Source organism: Ruegeria sp. SAZD013, from assembly GCF_059612525.1.
In genome coordinates, this window is record NZ_JBXWQT010000001.1 from 50,696 (window position 1) to 68,849 (window position 18,154).

At 58.3% G+C, this 18,154-nt stretch carries 16 protein-coding genes and 2 tRNA genes; 6 read left to right on the forward strand and 12 right to left on the reverse strand.

What is annotated here, in order from left to right:
* The first annotated feature begins 74 nt into the window (after positions 1 to 74).
* The 5 genes from xylF (at position 75) to AC2FLU_RS00245 (ending at position 6,137) form a co-directional block, all read left to right on the forward strand.
* A complete protein-coding gene (gene xylF / locus AC2FLU_RS00225) occupies positions 75 to 1,094 on the forward strand; it encodes a D-xylose ABC transporter substrate-binding protein (RefSeq protein WP_267364640.1) in 1,020 nt (339 codons plus the stop codon).
* A 76-nt stretch (positions 1,095 to 1,170) separates the two neighbouring features.
* Positions 1,171 to 2,469, forward strand: a complete 1,299-nt coding sequence (locus AC2FLU_RS00230; protein WP_267364641.1) for a sugar ABC transporter permease — start codon at positions 1,171 to 1,173, stop codon at positions 2,467 to 2,469.
* A complete protein-coding gene (locus AC2FLU_RS00235; RefSeq protein ID WP_496714551.1) occupies positions 2,469 to 3,266 on the forward strand; it encodes an ATP-binding cassette domain-containing protein in 798 nt (265 codons plus the stop codon). The genes AC2FLU_RS00230 and AC2FLU_RS00235 overlap by 1 nt, the downstream gene beginning before the upstream one ends.
* A 10-nt stretch (positions 3,267 to 3,276) precedes the next feature.
* A complete protein-coding gene (xylA, locus tag AC2FLU_RS00240) occupies positions 3,277 to 4,584 on the forward strand; it encodes a xylose isomerase (protein ID WP_496809239.1) in 1,308 nt (435 codons plus the stop codon).
* Positions 4,585 to 4,736: 152 nt separating this feature from the next.
* Positions 4,737 to 6,137 carry an MATE family efflux transporter gene (locus AC2FLU_RS00245; protein WP_480622362.1) on the forward strand — a complete coding sequence of 467 codons (1,401 nt, stop codon included), beginning with the start codon at positions 4,737 to 4,739 and terminating at the stop codon, positions 6,135 to 6,137.
* 9 nt (positions 6,138 to 6,146) lie between these two features.
* Here AC2FLU_RS00245 and AC2FLU_RS00250 read toward each other — a convergent pair whose 3' ends face one another.
* The 8 genes from AC2FLU_RS00250 to AC2FLU_RS00285 form a co-directional block, all read right to left on the reverse strand.
* Positions 6,147 to 7,244 (reverse strand): M56 family metallopeptidase, encoded by a 1,098-nt coding sequence (locus tag AC2FLU_RS00250; protein WP_480624291.1) that lies wholly within the window; start codon positions 7,242 to 7,244, stop codon positions 6,147 to 6,149.
* Complete coding sequence (locus AC2FLU_RS00255; protein WP_480476368.1) at positions 7,231 to 7,626, reverse strand: BlaI/MecI/CopY family transcriptional regulator; 396 nt, start codon at positions 7,624 to 7,626, stop codon at positions 7,231 to 7,233. Before AC2FLU_RS00255 ends, AC2FLU_RS00250 begins: the two co-directional genes overlap by 14 nt.
* Before the next feature lie 65 nt (positions 7,627 to 7,691).
* Positions 7,692 to 8,096, reverse strand: a complete 405-nt coding sequence (locus AC2FLU_RS00260; protein WP_480604084.1) for a DUF2160 domain-containing protein — start codon at positions 8,094 to 8,096, stop codon at positions 7,692 to 7,694.
* An 8-nt stretch (positions 8,097 to 8,104) separates the two neighbouring features.
* Positions 8,105 to 8,902, reverse strand: a complete 798-nt coding sequence (locus AC2FLU_RS00265) for a carbohydrate ABC transporter permease (protein WP_155139158.1) — start codon at positions 8,900 to 8,902, stop codon at positions 8,105 to 8,107.
* A complete protein-coding gene (locus tag AC2FLU_RS00270; RefSeq protein WP_480493503.1) occupies positions 8,899 to 9,762 on the reverse strand; it encodes a carbohydrate ABC transporter permease in 864 nt (287 codons plus the stop codon). Before AC2FLU_RS00270 ends, AC2FLU_RS00265 begins: the two co-directional genes overlap by 4 nt.
* On the reverse strand, positions 9,759 to 10,835 hold the full coding sequence (locus AC2FLU_RS00275; RefSeq protein WP_496811754.1) for an ABC transporter ATP-binding protein: 1,077 nt from the start codon (positions 10,833 to 10,835) through the stop codon (positions 9,759 to 9,761). Before AC2FLU_RS00275 ends, AC2FLU_RS00270 begins: the two co-directional genes overlap by 4 nt.
* A 1-nt stretch (position 10,836) precedes the next feature.
* Positions 10,837 to 11,886: an ABC transporter ATP-binding protein gene (locus tag AC2FLU_RS00280; RefSeq protein WP_496714550.1), complete on the reverse strand. Its 1,050-nt coding sequence runs from the start codon at positions 11,884 to 11,886 to the stop codon at positions 10,837 to 10,839.
* Positions 11,887 to 11,948: 62 nt separating this feature from the next.
* Complete coding sequence (locus AC2FLU_RS00285; protein ID WP_496714549.1) at positions 11,949 to 13,688, reverse strand: ABC transporter substrate-binding protein; 1,740 nt, start codon at positions 13,686 to 13,688, stop codon at positions 11,949 to 11,951.
* A gap of 475 nt (positions 13,689 to 14,163) precedes the next feature.
* Between AC2FLU_RS00285 and AC2FLU_RS00290 the strand changes: the two genes are divergently transcribed.
* A complete protein-coding gene (locus AC2FLU_RS00290; protein ID WP_480554625.1) occupies positions 14,164 to 14,946 on the forward strand; it encodes a DeoR/GlpR family DNA-binding transcription regulator in 783 nt (260 codons plus the stop codon).
* A gap of 65 nt (positions 14,947 to 15,011) precedes the next feature.
* Here AC2FLU_RS00290 and AC2FLU_RS00295 read toward each other — a convergent pair.
* The 4 genes from AC2FLU_RS00295 to glpX form a co-directional block, all read right to left on the reverse strand.
* A tRNA-Glu gene (locus AC2FLU_RS00295) sits at positions 15,012 to 15,086 on the reverse strand.
* Between the two features lie 26 nt (positions 15,087 to 15,112).
* Positions 15,113 to 15,187, reverse strand: a tRNA-Glu gene (locus AC2FLU_RS00300).
* 98 nt (positions 15,188 to 15,285) lie between these two features.
* On the reverse strand, positions 15,286 to 17,028 hold the full coding sequence (gene recJ, locus AC2FLU_RS00305) for a single-stranded-DNA-specific exonuclease RecJ (RefSeq protein ID WP_480516515.1): 1,743 nt from the start codon (positions 17,026 to 17,028) through the stop codon (positions 15,286 to 15,288).
* A gap of 93 nt (positions 17,029 to 17,121) precedes the next feature.
* On the reverse strand, positions 17,122 to 18,105 hold the full coding sequence (gene glpX / locus AC2FLU_RS00310; protein WP_480516517.1) for a class II fructose-bisphosphatase: 984 nt from the start codon (positions 18,103 to 18,105) through the stop codon (positions 17,122 to 17,124).
* Positions 18,106 to 18,154: the final 49 nt, after the last annotated feature.

The following is an 18,154-nucleotide window of genomic DNA, read 5'->3' on the forward strand; positions in this document are numbered from 1 at the left end:
GAAATAAATATGATACTCAGAATTGTGAGAGCCACGAATCATGAAGCGATGGCTCGATAAACCGGGAGGAAATCATGAAACGAATTCTCAGCGCTTCTGCTGTGGCCGTCCTGATGGGGACGGTTGCGTTTGCAGAAACCACGGTCGGTGTCAGCTGGTCGAACTTCCAGGAAGAGCGCTGGAAAACCGACGAAGCGGCGATCAAAGCCGCGCTTGAGGCAGGCGGTGCCGAGTATATTTCGGCAGATGCGCAATCGTCGTCGGCCAAGCAATTGTCGGATATTGAAAGCCTGATCGCCCAGGGTGTTGATGCGCTGATCATTCTGGCGCAGGATTCCCAGGCCATCGGTCCAGCTGTTCAGGCAGCGGCCGACGAAGGTATCCCAGTCATCGCTTATGACCGTTTGATCGAAGATGATCGGGCCTTCTACCTGACCTTTGACAATGTCGAAGTCGGTCGTATGCAGGCGCGCGCGGTGTTCGACGCGATGCCCAAGGGCAACTATGTGATGATCAAGGGCTCGCCAACCGACCCGAACGCGGATTTCCTGCGCGGTGGCCAACAGGAGATCATCCAGGGCGCTGTTGACAGTGGTGACATTGTGATCGTCGGCGAAGCCTATACCGATGGCTGGCTGCCTGCGAACGCGCAGCGCAACATGGAACAGATCCTGACGGCCAACGAAAACAAAGTCGATGCTGTGGTCGCGTCAAATGACGGAACTGCAGGCGGTGTTGTTGCTGCACTGACCGCACAAGGTATGGACGGCATTCCGGTGTCAGGTCAGGATGGCGACCATGCGGCGCTGAACCGGGTGGCCAAAGGCACACAAACCGTTTCGGTCTGGAAAGACGCACGTGAGCTGGGCAAGGCCGCAGGTGAAATCGCAGTCGCGCTAAGCGGCGGAACGGCTGCAGCAGACGTTGAAGGCGCGGTCAGCTGGACTTCGCCAGGTGGAACCGAGATGACGTCAGTCTTCCTGGCACCTGTGCCGATCACCAAAGACAACCTGTCCGTTGTGGTCGATGCTGGCTGGATTCCGCTGGAAGACCTGTGCCAGGGCGTCGAAAACGGCCCTGCACCCTGCAACTAAGTCAAGTCTCCAAACCATAACGTCTCTGGCCCGCAAGGCCGGGCCAGAGACCATAGCTGAACATGAAAGATCGGATATGACCGAAACTTCGTCTCAGCCGGTACCCCAAAAAGCAAAGGCCAACCTGTTCCAGCAACTGGAACTGGACATGCGGCTATTGGGCATGATCGGCGCCTTCATCATCCTGTGCATCGGCTTCAACATCGTAACGGATGGCCGTTTTCTGACGCCCAGAAACCTGTTCAACCTGTCGATCCAGACCGTCTCGGTCGCGATAATGGCCTGCGGCATGGTGTTCATTATCGTGATGCGCCACATTGATCTTTCGGTCGGCGCGCTGCTGGCGACCACATCCGCCGTCATGGCGATGACACAAACCGAGCTTCTGCCGAACGTGCTGGGGTTAGGTTTAAATCACCCGGCGACTTGGGCAATCACACTTGTTGTCGGCCTCGCAGTCGGAACCTTGATCGGCGCATTCCACGGTTGGATGGTCGGCTATCTGACCATACCGGCCTTTATCGTGACGCTTGGCGGTTTTCTGGTCTGGCGCAACGTCGCCTGGTACATGACAGACGGCCAGACAATCGGCCCGCTGGACAGCACGTTCTTGATATTTGGCGGAACCAACGGGACGTTGGGAACAACGGTCAGCCTTCTGTTCGGCCTTGCCGCCACCGCTATTGCGGTCTGGGCGTTGTGGAGCGGACGCCGCTCCAAGGCTGCCCATGGGTTCCCTGTGAAACCGGTTTGGGCCGAAACAACTTTGGCGGGGATCATTGGCATCGCCATTATGGGCTATGTCTTGATCGTCAACAGTTACTCGATCCCCACACGCAGGCTGGAACGTATGTTCGAAGCGCGGGGCGAGACCATGCCTGAAGGGCTTGTTGTGGGTTATGGTATCCCGATCTCGGTTCTGATCCTGATCCTTGTTGCAGTAACCTTGACTGTTGTGGCCCGCAAAACCCGATTTGGCCGCTATATCTTTGCCACGGGGGGCAACCCGGATGCGGCGGAACTGTCGGGCATCAACACTCGCATGATGACCGTCAAGATCTTTGCCCTGATGGGGTTCCTGTGTGCGCTGTCGGCGGTCGTGGCTTCGGCCCGCTTGGCCAACCACTCGAACGATATCGGCACATTGGATGAGCTGCGCGTGATTGCTGCGGCCGTAATCGGCGGCACGGCGCTGTCCGGTGGTATCGGTACGATCTACGGCGCGATCCTTGGCGCGCTGATCATGCAGGCGCTTCAATCGGGCATGGCCATGGTTGGCGTGGACGCACCGTTTCAGAACATCGTCGTGGGCACCGTTCTGGTTTTGGCCGTCTATATCGACATCGTCTATCGCAAACGTCTGGGAGCGAAATGATGCAAGCACAAGAAACACAGAACCAAACTTCGGGCCGAGGGTCCGGCCAGCCTCCGCTTGTCGAAATGCGCGATATCTCGATTTCGTTCGGCGGCATCAAGGCGGTGGACCGTGTCTCGGTCGACTTGTACCCGGGCGAGGTTGTTGGCCTTCTGGGCCACAACGGGGCCGGTAAATCTACGCTGATCAAGGTGCTTTCGGGTGCCTATCAGAAGGACCACGGAGAGATCCTGATCGACGGCAAGAAGGTTGAGATCAACAACCCCCGCGATGCGCGTGCCAACAATATCGAGACGATCTATCAGACGCTGGCCTTGGCGGACAATCTGGATGCAAGTTCGAACCTTTTCCTGGGGCGGGAAATGGTAACGCCTTTCGGGCTGGTCAACGATGCTGCGATGGAGGCCGAATGCCGCAAGATCATGGCACAGTTGAACCCGAACTTTCAGAAGTTCAACGACCCGGTTTCGGCGCTATCCGGTGGTCAGCGGCAGTCGGTGGCCATAGCGCGTGCGGTATATTTCAATGCGCGCATCCTGATCATGGACGAGCCCACAGCCGCGCTTGGCCCGCACGAAACACAGATGGTGGCGGACCTGATCCAGCAGCTCAAGGCGCAAGGGATCGGAATTTTCCTGATCGACCACGATGTGCATGCAGTAATGGAGTTGTGCGACCGGGCTTCGGTCATGAAAAACGGGCAACTGGTTGGCACAGTCGACATCGCTGATGTCACGGATGACGATTTGCTGTCGATGATCATTCTGGGCAAGAAGCCCGGTGAAAAGTCGGAATGAGGCAAAAGAGATGACGAGCGGTTTCTTTCAGGGGATCGAGCAGGTCCAATTCGAGGGCGAGAACAGTAAGAACCCGCTCGCATTCCGTCACTACAACCCGGACGAGATCGTGATGGGTAAGCGCATGGAGGATCACCTGCGTTTTGCCGTGGCGTGGTGGCACTCGTTTGCCTGGGAAGGCGGGGATCCGTTTGGTGGCTCGACTTTTGAACGCCCATGGCATCCGCAAGACGACATGGGCCGCGCCAAGATGAAGGCCGATATCGCCTTTGAGATGTTTCAGATCCTGGGACAGTCCTATTTCTGCTGGCATGACGCGGATATCCGCCCTGAGCATGGGAACTTCGCCGACAATCTGCGCACGCTGAATGAGATCACCGATTATATCGGTGAAAAGATGCAGGCATCCGGCACCAAGCTGTTGTGGGGAACGGCCAACATGTTCAGCCACCGTCGCTGGATGGGGGGTGCCAGCACCAACCCCGACCCCGACGTCTTTGCTTTCGCTGCCGCCACGGTGAAATCCTGTTTGGACGCGACCCACAAACTGGGCGGCGAGAACTATGTGCTTTGGGGTGGACGCGAGGGCTACGAGACGCTGCTCAATACCGACATGAAGGCCGAACTGGATCATATGGGCCGGTTCCTGAACATGGTGGTCGAGTACAAGCACAAGATCGGCTTCAAAGGCACGATCCTCGTCGAACCCAAACCGCAGGAGCCGTCCAAGCATCAATATGATTTCGATGCGGCAACCTGTATCGGTTTCCTGCGCAAGTACGGCCTCGAGGATGAGGTCAAGCTGAACCTGGAACAAGGGCACGCAATCCTGGCAGGACACAGTTTCGAACATGAGATCGCTGTTGCTGCGGCTGAGGGTATGCTTGGGTCCATCGACATGAACCGGAACGATTACCAGTCCGGGTGGGATACGGATCAGTTCCCCAACAACACGCCCGAAGTCGCGCTGGCTTATTACCACATCCTGAAAGCGGGCGGGTTTACCACGGGTGGCACCAACTTCGACGCTAAACTTCGCAGGCAATCCATCGACGCCGAAGACCTGATCGCTGCGCATGTGGGCGGGATGGATATCTGTGCCCGGGGCCTGAAAGCGGCAGCTGCGATGCTTGAAGATGGTGGTCTGGAACAGGCGCTGGCCGACCGGTATGCAGGCTGGAAAACGCCTAAAGCTCAGGCGATGCTAACCTCTGGCCTCGACGAGATTGCAGCGCGGGTGATTGCCGAAGACCTCAATCCTCAGCCACGCTCGGGGCGTCAGGAAGTGCTTGAGAATTACGTGAACCGCTTTGTGTGATTCCTGTCGGCTCAGCCTGAACTGAAATAATCGGTGTACAAAGCCCCGGAAACGCGTGAGTTTACTTAGGCGTTGCCCGGGGCTTTCCCTTGTCGAACGCAGTGGCATCATGGGCCCGTCTGGGTCGCGCAGATGGGACGACCAGAGTATTGGTGGAAAAATCATCAGGTAAGGCAATCTTTCTAAGTGGCAACCTGATGCTGCATGTGACGCGCATGTCGCTGACCACGAGCATTGGATTGATGGCGATCTTTGCTGTCGATTTTGTCGATATGGTCTTTATCTCGATGCTGGGCAACGACGCGCTGGCCGCAGCGGTAGGTTATGCCGGGACGCTGCTGTTTTTTACGAACGCCATCAATATCGGTCTGTCGATTTCTGCCGGGGCGCTGGTCGCGCGTGAGTTGGGCGGCGGGCGGGTCGAACAGGCAAGGCAATACGCGTCCAGTGTCGCCGTGCTGGGGCTGATCGTCGGGTTGGTAACCTCCGTTTTGGTGCTGCTGAACGTCAGCTTTCTGCTGTCGCTGCTTGGCGCAAAGGGCGAGGTTTTGCGGCTGGCGACGCGCTATGTGTCGATCATTCTGCCGACTATGTGGGTGATGTCGATTGCGATGGCGGCGATGGCTGTGCTGCGCGCCCACGGCGATGCGCGCCGATCAATGATGGCAACGATTTACGGCGGCGTTGTGAATGCAGTTCTTGACCCGATTTTGATATTTGCCGTTGGACTGGGGTTGGATGGGGCCGCGATAGCCTCAGTTCTGGCGCGGCTATGTATGTTGGGCGCAGCCTTATGGCCCGCGCTGCGGGTGCATCAGGGGTTTGCACGCCCATCGATGAAACAGGTGGCACAGGATTTTCGGCCCGTGCGGGCCATCGCAATCCCTGCTGTTCTGACGAACGTCGCCACGCCGATCGGGAATGCCATCGTTGTTCGGGAAATCGCGCAGTTCGGAACGGATGCAGTTGCGGGTATGGCGGTGATCGGGCGGCTGTTGCCGGTGGCGTTTTCGGTCATCTTTGCGCTGTCCGGCGCGATAGGGCCAATCATCGGGCAGAATTTCGGGGCAGAAAAATTTGATCGCGTGCGCACTGCGTTTCTGGCCGGGATCAAGTTCACCGCAATCTATGTTCTTTGCATGTCGGCTATTTTGTTTTTGCTGCGGTCCCCAATTGCAAATTTGTTCGCAGCCCAGGGGGAAACGCGCGTACTAATTTACTTGTTCTGTGGCCCGCTGGCATTGGCTTCTTTCTTCAACGGTGTGATTTTTGTGACAAATGCCAGTTTCAACAATCTAGGCCATCCGGTCTATTCCACGTGGATAAACTGGGGTCGTCACACCATTGGCACATGGGTGTTTGCCACAATTGGCTCACAAATCGCCGGGGCGTCGGGCGTTCTGTTGGGGCAGGCTTTTGGGGGCGTCATCTTTGCTGTCATAGGATGGGTTCTTGTCGCGCGCGTTGTTGCGCGGCTGGAACGCGTGCAATCGCCCGAGCCTTTTACCGATCAGGGGCGACTTCACTCGCTGTTCGGGCGTCGCGGCTGGTAAGCGATCAGGTCAGTTCCCCTGATTGCGCGCCTCCAGTCGTTCCAAGTTGACCACCGTTGACAGCATCAGGCGGTCATGGCTCCAATCCCGTGTCTGCTGGATTGAGGCCGACCCCAGAGCCAAAAGGGCGCCAAAGATCAGCGTCATGCCGAGGAACAATGCCGGCAAGGCGGGTACCGAAGGCTGAACATCGGTCAGTGCGATTACACGTTGCCGCAGTACGCGCTTTGCCTTGCCGCCTGTCACAAAAGCAACATTCAGAACGCGTGGGCTGTTGGTTGAGATTGTCCGGGCGCAATAGTCCAGCAGGCACGCCGTGTATTCCCGCGCATCAATCCGTTTGCGCGCAACAACCGACTGGTCACAGGCCAACTCGCGCAGCCGGCCGAATTGATACTTGAGCATCAGGTAGGCAGGGTTCCAGAACAAAAGCGGACGCAGCAGCTCAAACCCCAGTTCCCATTCCACATCACCAGTACGGATATGCTGAAACTCGTGAGCGAGCGCAAAACGCAACTCTCGCGGGGTGTCCAGCAAATGGCTAGGCAGAACGACGTGGCGGCGGCGAAGTCCGCGCACGGCGAACGGCACGGTGATGCGATCGGACAGGCGAATATCCACCTTGGCAGACCGCCGCCAAAGAAAACTGGAATTGACAGTCTGACGGATCGCCATTGCGTCCCGCAAGGCACGCGCGGCGTACACGGCAGCGACACAGGCAAGTATGGCGGCAACGAGGGTGATCACAGGTTGCTGTCCCGACAATGCAAGATCTACCCACCTTTCGCGAGTGTTCAGCAGTGCTTCAAACTGCGTCGCAGGCATTGCGATGTCACCGCGCAGATAGGCCGCAACAGCGATATCACCAAGGGCCACGGCACTGCCCGGCCAAGCGTAGGTCGTCAGCGACGACACGCAAACCGCCAGAAACGGGCTGGCAAGGACGCAGATGCACAGGGTCTTGAGGGCCCGCAACTGTACAACATAGCCATTGCGCAGTGCGGTGCGGCTTAGGGCCGTGCGGGTCATCAGCCAGATGACCGCCGAAAAGGCCAGCACGATGTTGAGTTCGATGAATACGTCGAGAACCGGTCTAACCGCTGTCATTTTGCAGTCTCCTCTCTACCAGTGCTCGAATTTCCTCCAGGTCGGCTTCGCTCAGCCCCGCGTCGTCGACCAGCCGCGCCACCAGTGTGGCGGGGGTGTCGTCAAAAAGCGTGCGCGACAGATTTTGCAGCGAACGGGCCTGATATCTGTCCTTTTCCAGAAGCGGCGTATAGATCAGGGTTTTTCCCGACTTTTGGCTTTCCACAAAACCCTTCTCGTCCAGAATGCGCAGGATCGTGGCCCCGGATGTATAGGCCAGGTTGCGTTCTGACGGCAGGCGGTCCAGGACATCACGCACCGAGCCTTGCCCGAGGGCCCAGAGCTCGTTCATGAACTCCAGTTCGACCTCGGTCAGCAGATTTGTCGTCTTTTTCTTTCGCATCGGTCTCGGTGTCGTCATGGTTATTATGCCTGACAGACAAGCATCCTTTCGCGATTTCTCAAAGTCTAAACTTTCCAGAACACAAAAACGCCCCAGCCAATCGACAGGAATAGCGGTGTCCAGACCGGTTGCCCGACCAATCCAAGCCACGCCAGGAAAATGTACGCGGACCCCAGAAGGGTAATGAACAGGCGATCCCCTAGCGTGGTTGTCAGCCCCAGAACCCCGCGTCGTTCAATCCCGTCGCGGAACTTGAAACCTTCCAGCAGGCCAATGCATGCTATGGCCGAGAAGATGCCGACAAACACGGCCAGCGTGGCAGGTGTCCATGCCATCCAGAAATCGGGCCACAAGGGGTCCGTCCACGAGAACCCTTTTTCGGCCTCCTGTCCGACATTGCCCCATCCGGCCTTGGCCTGAGCAAAGGCTGCTGAGGGCACGAAGGGGAGGGTGAGAAGCAGTTTTCGCATGTCGAACCTCACACTCGTCCCATCGCGAAGCCACGCGCGATGTAGTTGCGAACAAACCAGATGACGATGGCACCGGGGATGATGGTCAGGGTGCCCGCAGCGGCCAGCAGACCCAACTCGTACCCGGCACTGGATGCTGTGCGGGTCATCACGGCAGCGATGGGTTTGGCCTCAACCGCAGTCAGGGTCTTGGCCAGCAGCATTTCCACCCATGAGAACATGAAGCAGAAGAACGCCGCGACACCGACACCTGCCTTGATGTTGGGCAGGAAGATTGTCACGAAGAAGCGCGGGAACGAATATCCATCCACATAGGCGGTTTCATCCAACTCCTTTGGGATACCACGCATGAACCCTTCCAGAATCCACACCGCCAGCGGCACGTTGAACAGCGTATGGGCCAAAGCCACGGCCAGATAGGTGTCGAAAAGGTGGATCGACGAATAGAGCTGGAAGAATGGCAGGGCGAACACGGCCGCCGGGGCCATGCGGTTGGTCAACAGCCAGAAGAACAGCTGCTTGTCGCCGAGGAACCGATAGCGTGAGAACGCATAAGCCGCAGGCAGGGCAACGCAGACGGAAAGCACTGTGTTCAGAGTCACATAGGTAATCGAGTTGATGTAACCCCAGTACCACGTCGGGTCAGTGAAGATGGTGATATAGTTTTCCAGCGTAAAAGTCTGGGGAAACAAGGAAAAGCCCGACAGGATCTCGTTCGTGGTCTTGAAGGACATCGCCACCAGCCAATAGATCGGAAGCATCAGGAACGCTATATAGAGGATCGGGATGATGGACCGCTTTTTCATTCTGCGTCGTCCTTTGTCATCAGGGTGTAGAAGAGCCACGACACCAGCAGCGTGATGGCGAAATAAATCAGGCTCATCGCTGCCGCCGGGCCAAGGTCGAACTGCCCCAGCGCGATCTTCACAAGGTCAATCGACAGCAGGGTGGTCGAGTTGCCGGGACCGCCCCCGGTCAGAACAAAAGGCTCGGTATAGATATTGAAGCTGTCCATGAACCGCAGCAGAACCGCGATGGTCAGAACCGTCTTCATCTTTGGCAGCTGGATATAGCGGAACACCGACCACGGGCTGGCGCCGTCGATTTTGGCGGCCTGATAATAGGCGTCGGGGATTGATACGAGGCCCGCATAGCACAGCAGCACGACCAGCGACGTCCAGTGCCACACATCCATGACGATGACGGTTATCCAGGCCGAAAGCGGCTGTTGCGTCATGTCATAGTTGATGCCTAGCACGTCATTCAGGAAATATCCCAGCAATCCAATCTTGGGCAGGGTGAAGATGTTCCACATCGACCCTACAACGTTCCAAGGGATCAGCATCGGCAAGGCCATCAGCACCAGACAGACAGGCACCCAAAAGCCTTTGCGTGGCATCGACAGGGCGACGATGATGCCCAGCGGTACCTCGATGATTAGGATCAGGAAGGTGAACAGAAACTGCCGTCCAAGTGCTGCCTGAAACCGGTCGGATCGCAGGATCTGTTCGAACCAGCCCAGTCCTTCCCAGAAGAACTGGTTGTTGCCGAAGGTTTCCTGCACCGAGTAGTTGACCACCGTCATCATAGGCACCAGCGCGTTGAACGCTACCAGCGCAAGTACGGGCAGGACAAAGAACCACGCCTTTTGGTTTTCCGTTCTCATTGCGCCCGCTCCTGAGTTGCAATCCAGCCGTCGCGGTAGACGCGGGATTGTTCGGGTTTGAATTGCAAAAAGACCTGTGATCCCGGTTCCGGTACACTGTGTTCGGTCACGACCTTGAGGGCGGTGTTGCCGACCACGGCGCTGACCACATAGTGGCGGCCGATATCGGCGACCTTGGTCACATGTGCCGGAATACCGGTGTCGCTGAAACCTACATATTCCGGGCGGATACCCAGATCGGTGCGGCCGCCGTCACCATGTGTGGGACCTTCCAGCATGACCTCGTGCCCTTCAAATACGGCGCGGTCGCCTTTGGCTTCACACGGAAGGACATTCATACCCGGCGAGCCGATGAAATGGCCGACAAATGTGTGCTGCGGCCGTTCAAACAGTTCGACCGGCGTTCCGATCTGAACCACTTCACCGTCTTGCATTACCACCACCTCGTCGGCGAAGGTCAGCGCCTCGGTCTGGTCGTGTGTCACGTAGATCATTGTGGCCTGCACGCGCTGGTGCAGCTCTTTCAGCTTGGATCGCAGTTTCCATTTCAGGTGCGGGTCGATCACGGTCAGCGGTTCATCGAACATCACCGCATTCACGTCGTCGCGAACAAGGCCGCGACCCATCGAGATCTTCTGCTTGTTGTCCGGGCTCAGGCCCGATGCGCGGGTGTTCAGCATATCCGTAACATCCAGCATCTCGGCGATTTCCAGAACACGGCGCTTGATTGTCGCAGGATCAACCCCCCGGTTTTTCAGCGGGAAGGCCAGGTTCTCGCCCACGGTCATCGTGTCGTAGATCACCGGAAATTGGAAAACCTGCGCGATGTTGCGTTGGTCCGGGGGCAGGGCGGTGACGTCCTGATCATCGAACAATATCCGGCCTTCCGAGGGGGTAAGAAGACCGGATATGATGTTCAGCAGCGTTGACTTGCCACAACCTGACGGTCCCAACAGTGCATAGGCCCCGCCATCGCGCCACGTGACGTCGATTTCCTTGAGCGCATAGTCCTCGGGGCCTTTTGGCGATGGCAAATAGCTGTGTCGGAGGTTTGAAAGCTTGATCTGTGCCATGTCAGGCCACCCTTTTGCCGTCTTGGCTGAAGTACCGGCAATGGGCCGGGTTCATGTAGAAACTGTGATCTTCGCCGACCTGATAGGGATGCACACCAGCGGCGAGTGAAACCCAGGCTTCGTCCCCATGCTGGAAATGCGCGCTGGAATCCGAACCTGACAGTTCGGTCACGATCACGCGTCCGGTCAGTTCGACATCAGCGTCAGACGTACGGAATGGCGTCACGCGATGAGGGCGCACAGCGACCATATATTCCCCATCGGCCATGTCCGAGACAGCCCAGCCGACATTGCCTGCCAATTGCGCCCGGGCGCTGGCAACGGTGATACGAGCCACATTGATAGGCGGGTCCGAGAATACACGCGCCGCGGCAATGTTTTCCGGATTACGGTAGATGTCGGTGGTTGGGCCGAACTGGGTCACGCGGCCGTCGTCCATCAGCGCGGTGTAGCCCCCCAGCAGCAATGCCTCTTCAGGCTCCGAGGTGGCGTAGACAACGACGGCCCCGCGACCAGCGAACAGGTCGGGCAGTTGTTCGCGCAACTCTTCGCGCAGTTTATAATCAAGATTCGCCAGCGGCTCATCAAGGAAGACGGCGCGGCTTTCTTTTGCGATGGCACGCGCCAGCGCGGTTCGCTGTTGTTGCCCGCCCGACAGCTCATGCGGGCGGCGGTGCAGCATAGGGCGCAGTTGCAGCAGATCGGCGGCCTCTTCCACGCGGCCATCGATCTCGGACTTGGCCATGCCAGCCACGCGCAGAGGCGAGGCGATATTGTCGAATACGGTCATATGCGGGTAGTTCACGAAGAACTGGTGCACCAGGCTGATCTGCCGCTTTTGCGTGTTCAACCGTGTCACGTCCTGCCCGTCCATCAGAACCTTGCCCGAGGCGATCGGGTCCAACCCGGCCATCATCTTGATCAGTGACGTTTTTCCGGAACCTGTCGCGCCCAATAGCACGTTGAAATGGCCGGTTTGCAGCGTCAGGTTTGTTGGCTTGATATGGATGACGTTGCCGACCCGTTTGGTCGCGTCTTGAAGTTCGATCATCTGGGAAACTCGCGGGGCATTCAGGGGTAGGCCGGGCTTAAGCCCGGCCTACGATGTTGCTTTTACTGGGACTGCCAGCGCTTAACCAGTTCGTCATAGTTGACGGTCTGGCCCTGCGGCTTTTCGTTTTCCAGCTTGGCCTTGGGCGAACCCGCTTTTTCCAGCCAGAATGCGTCGTCCTGCGGTTCATTCAAACGCGGGCCACAGCCACCGTAGACACCGGCACTTTCATCCGCGGCCTGCATACGGGCCATGGTGATGTCCATCTCTTCGGCCAGACGGTCCATCGCCTCTTGCGGGGTGAAGGCGCCCGAGTTCACGTCACCGATCTGCTGCCACCAGATCTGGGCCAGCTTTGGATAGTCCGGTACGTTGATGCCGGTCGGCGACCATGCCACGCGGTCAGGCGAGCGATAGAATTCGACCAGACCACCCAGCTTGGATGCACGTTCCGTGAACGACTCGTGGTTGACCGAGCTGTCGCGGATGAAGGTCAGACCCACATGGGACTTCTTCACATCAACAGTCTTGGACGTAACGAACTGGGCATAAAGCCAGGCTGCCTGCGCACGATCCGAGGGGGTTGATTTCAGGAACGTCCAGGAACCCACGTCCTGGTAGCCAACCTTCTGGCCTTCTTCCCAGTAGGGGCCGTGCGGGCTGGGCGCCATCCGCCACAGCGGCGTGCCTTCGTTATCCACGGTGTTGTTGCCTTCGGACTTCGGCTTCACCATGTCGGCGGTAAAGGCGGTGTACCAGAAAATCTGCTGGGCCACGTTGCCCTGGCTCAGTGCCGGCAGCGACTGATAGAAGTCGTAAGACGCCGCACCTGGAGGCGCGTAGGCCCGCAGCCATTCGTCCCATTTGCGGATCGCATAGACCGCAGCGGGACCATTTGCAGCACCACCGCGCGACACCGAGGCGCCGACCGGGTTACAGGTGCCCGCTTCCATGCGGATGCCCCATTCGTCAACCGGAATACCGTTCGGCTCGCCCTTGTCACCGGCACCGGCCATCGAAAGCCAGGCGTCGGTCATGCGCCAGCCAAGGTCAGGCGCGCGCTTGCCGTAATCCATGTGGCCGTAGATCGCCACGCCGTCGACTTCTTTCACGTCATTGGTGAAGAACTCGGCGATGTCTTCATAGGCCGACCAGTTGACCGGAACGCCCAGATCATAGCCGTATTTCTCTTTGAACGCGGCCTTGTTGGCCTCGTCATCGAACCAGTCCTTGCGGAACCAGTAAAGGTTCGCAAACTGCTGGTCGGGAAGCTGATACAGCTTGCCGTCCGGCCCGGTGGTGAACTGAATGCCCATGAAGTCATCCAGATCGATTGTCGGCGAGGTTGTCGCCGCCCAGTCGCCGCCCATCATGTCGGTCAGCGGATAGGCCAGTTGCAGGCGCGAGTGGGTACCAATCAGGTCACTGTCGTTGACATAGCCGTCATACAGGTTCCGACCTGTCTGCATCTGGGTCTGAACAGCCTGGACCACTTCGCCTTCGCCAAGGATCTGGTGATTGACCTTGATGCCGGTGATTTCTTCAAAAGCCTTGGTCAGAACCTCCGACTCGTAGGAATGCGTCGGAATACCTTCGGACAGGACGTTGATTTCCATGCCAGCGTAGGGCTGTGCAGCTTGGATAAACCATTGCATCTCGGCCATCTGTTCGTCTTTCGACAAGGTCGATGGCTGGAATTCGTCGTCGATCCAACGTTGTGCTGCGGCTTCGTCGGCCCAAGCGGACCCGTGCCCCGCAATGACGGCAGCCGCCGCCACTGCGGAAAGTAGATGTCTCCGCATCTGTCTCCTCCCAAAAATTATGGTTCTCCGGCGGGAACCGGATGCAGAACAGCATCAGCGATTTTTTGCGTATGTGTCAAACTAAATTTTTAGTAATTGACGTTCAGGCATTCACAAGACAGGTGATTCGAGCGTCCTTCCAGTGCAGAGATTGATTGTAAACAACTAATTTTGCTTGTGAAAATCTATTGAGTTCAAGCGGGGTAAATAGGGAAATCCACCGTGACTCAATGCGGGCTTGCAATGACGGCTGGCGCGCAGAATTGCACTCGTGTTTCGTGAGGCACCGACACTGATCCGGCACTGAGTGGGAAGTCAGGCAAACCAGCTTCCCAGATCATTATTGCTAAAACTCAGTGCTCACATAGCACCAATCCGGTCCGAAAAAAGGCCGGATGTGGCAATGCGGATGTGGCACTGCCTTGCCGTTCACGGTATTCCGTGTCCATATAAAGAAAATTTCCGGAGCCGGTTCGTGAAGAAGAATACCCTCAACACCCATCGTGAGCTGGAATTGCTTGATGCCCTAAGACGTTTGGGTGGAACGGCCCGGAATTCAGATTTGGCGAATATGCTCGGCGTCTCCGAAGAGACGGTGCGCCGAACGATCAAAGCCTTGTCAAAGGCGGGTACGGTCGAGCGCGTTCATGGCGGTGCCTATCTTGCCGGAGTGCAGGGCGCCCCCAACTTCTTTCACCGGATTTCGCAAGACGCGGATGAAAAGCGTTTGATCGCCGGGCATACCGCGAAACTGGTTCGCGATCAGATGACCGTTTTCCTGGATGTGGGATCGACGACTGCCTTTGTCGCCGAAGAACTGCGCCAGGTCAGTAACCTCACGGTTGTCAGCAACTCCATCGGCGTCGTGCAGACCTTAGCCGGGGTCAACGGAAACCGGGTGCACCTTTTGGGGGGTGAGTTGCAGATCGATGAAAGGGGTACCTTTGGTCACGTCACCCATAAGCAGCTGCAACGCTATGCCTTTGACATCGTGATCCTGAGCACGGATGCGATTTCAGACAGCAAAGGGTTTCTGTATCAAAGCGCGGCCGAAGCGGATCTTGCATCGGTGGTGGTCAGGTGTGCGGACCAGGTTGTTATGGCTGCAGCGCATTCCAAGTTTGGTGAAAGGGCACCTTATGTGGGGCCGGATCCTCGGCTGGTGCATTCGCTGGTCACGGATGCTGTGCCAAAAGGTGGGGTGGCCAGATTCCTTGACCGTTGGGGCATCGAAATTCAGATCGCTGATGACAGCTAGGTTGCTGTTTTAAGGCGCAGCCCGGATGGTCTTGCTGCATTGGGATGGAAGAATCTAAGGAAGAGTGGCAGCCCGTAGGGGAATCGAACCCCTCTTTCCAGGTTGAAAACCTGGCGTCCTAACCGATAGACGAACGGGCCACTTGGTATCAGGTCACAAGCGCAAATGGCAGCCCGTAGGGGAATCGAACCCCTCTTTCCAGGTTGAAAACCTGGCGTCCTAACCGATAGACGAACGGGCCACGCTGGCTTGTGGAGGGCCTTTTACGGTTTCGCCGTGACCCCCGCAAGCGTAAAAACGCAGGGATTGGAAAGTTTTTTAGCGCACCAAAGCTGCGTGTTAACGGGCTTCTGCCGCGTCCTCCAGCCTGAGCTGCACAGATTGGCGTCCGCCCCAGGTGTTGACCTCTAGCCGACCCGCAAAATGAAAGCGCGCACCGCCGTGATTTGACAGTTTTTCGCCCATCGGCCCGTCAAAAGCACCAAAGGCAATCGCATCCAGCCCGCCGCCCATTCCATCGGTCAGCGACAGTTTCAGATGCGATTCACCGACCCGTTTGGCAAAGCGAACCTGCAGGTCAGGCAACGCATAGCGCGGGGCCGGAGCACCGGCGCCAAACGGTCCGGCCTGTTCGATCTGCTCGATCAGATCCACGGTTGCCGCGCCGGGCATCAACGCGCCATCCAGTTTAAAATCCGCAGGACCGCCCTGGCCGGCCCCCTGTCTGGCCAGCAACTCGCTCAGGCGCTCCATTGCGGGTTCCAACTGATCGCGCATGACGGTCAAACCTGCGGCCATCTTGTGGCCGCCTCCTTTGACCAGCAACCCTTCGGCCGCCAGACGCTGGATCGAAGCCCCAAGATCGACGCCAGAAACCGAGCGGCCCGAACCCTTACCCTCATCCCCATCAAAACCGATCACGATTGCCGGTCGATTGGTTGTCTCCTTCAGCCGAGAGGCCACGATACCAACGACACCGGGGTGCCAGCCCTCGCCTGCCGCCCAGACCAAAGGGGCGTCCAAGCCACGCGCCTCGGCCTGCGCCAGCGCGGCGGAACGCACCGCGTTTTCAATGTCGCGGCGCTCAGTGTTCAATGCATCCAGACGTTCGGACAACGCCTGCGCCTCATGCAGAGAATCGGTACTCAGCAAGCGCGCGCCCAGATCGGCCTGACCAATCCTTCCCCCGGCATTCACACGGGGCCCAAGCAGAAACCCCAGGTGATAACTGTTGGGTGCTGTATCCATGCGCGAGATATCGGACAGCGCGACAAGGCCGGGGCGCTGCCGCTGTGCCATCACTTTCAGCCCCTGTCGCACCAGGGCGCGGTTAGCTTCTATCAGCGGCGCCACATCGGCAACGGTCGCCAGGGCCACCAGATCCAAAAGGGCCACCAGGTCCGGTCCCCTTGCGCCTGCGTCACGCAGCTGGCGACCGGCTTCGACCAGCATCAGAAACACCACGCCTGCCGCGCAAAGATAACCAAGATCGCCGCTTTCATCCTGTCGGTTTGGATTTACCACAGCGACGCAATCGGGCAGCGTCTCGCCCCCCAGATGGTGGTCCAGAACGATCACATCCGCACCCGTAGCCGCCGCAATCGGATCATGGCTGAGCGTGCCGCAATCAACGCAGATGATCAGGTCATGCCTGGCCGAAAGCTCCTGCATTGCGGGAACGTTGGGGCCATACCCTTCGTCGATCCGGTCCGGCACATAAAGCGTCGCCTGCACGCCCATCTGCCGCAGCCAGACCAGCAGCAACGCAGCAGAGCTGCCGCCATCGACATCGTAATCTGCAAACACCGCGATTTTCTGACGATTGCGGACGGCTTCCAGAAAGCGCGTGGCGGCAACTTCCATATCCTTTAAGGCCCGCGGATCAGGCAGCAACTCCTTCAGCTTTGGGTCAAGAAAGCCGGGCGCCTCCGATACTGGCACGCCGCGCCGGGCCAGAACTTGGCAAACGGCACGGGGCAGGTCGGTTTGTTGCGCCATCATCTCGGCCGCCCGCTCAATCTCGGGGCTAGGTCCAACCCAAAGCCGTCCCGTCAGTGATTGCTCGACTCCAAGAAAACTCATTGCTCGCCTCTTATGCGCCAAGGCCGGACCCTTGCGGACCCGGCCTCTTCACCTTTTCAGAAATACTCTGGCCGAAGGCAACGGCGCAAGCCGTTATGAATTGTCATGCGGCCAAGTCGGCGTGCGGTAGGACATGCGGCGTACCGACCCGGTCTTGGACCGCATCAACAGCGTCGTGGTTTCCACCCAGCCGGGCTCGCGCTTGATCCGGGGCAGCAAAGAGCCGCCAGTCACGCCGGTGGCGGCAAAGATCACATCCGCCGTCACCATCTCATCACGTGCATAAACTCGGTCCAGATCGGTGATGCCAGCCTTGGCGGCCCGGCTACGTTCGTCATCGTTCCGGAACAACAGGCGGCCAAAAATCTGCCCGCCCATACATTTCAGCGCAGCGGCGGCCAACACACCTTCGGGCGCGCCGCCCTGGCCCATATACATGTCGATGCCGGTCACTTCGCTTTCGGCGCAGTGCATGACACCCGCCACGTCACCATCAGTGATCAGACGGATCGCGGCACCGGTTTCGCGCACTTCGGCAATCATCGCTTCGTGGCGCGGGCGTTCCAGAATGCAGACGGTGATGTCGGCCGGTTTGCACCCCTTGGCCTTGGCCAGCGCTTCGACACGCTCGCGCGGCGTCATGTCCAGATTGACAACGCCTTCCGGCAGACCCGGGCCAACCGCCAGTTTGTCCATATAGACATCCGGCGCGTGCAGCATCGAGCCGCGCGGGCCCATTGCGATGACGGTCAGTGCGTTCGGCATATCCTTGGCGGTCAGCGTGGTGCCTTCCAGCGGATCCAGTGCGATATCCACGCCGGGGCCATTTCCGGTGCCAACCTCTTCGCCGATATACAGCATCGGTGCCTCGTCACGCTCGCCTTCACCGATGACCACGACACCTGCTATATCCAGCAGGTTCAGCTGTTCCCGCATCGCGTTCACTGCGGCCTGATCCGCGGCCTTCTCATCGCCCCGGCCCACAAGCGAAGCCGAAGCCAGTGCAGCCTGTTCCGCTACCCTCGCCAGCCCCAGAGACAGCAGGCGGTCATTGAAATCGGTCTTGGCAGCACTCATGTTTCTGTATCCTCTGGTCAGTATAGCCGTGTCTTCCGGCATAGCTTGC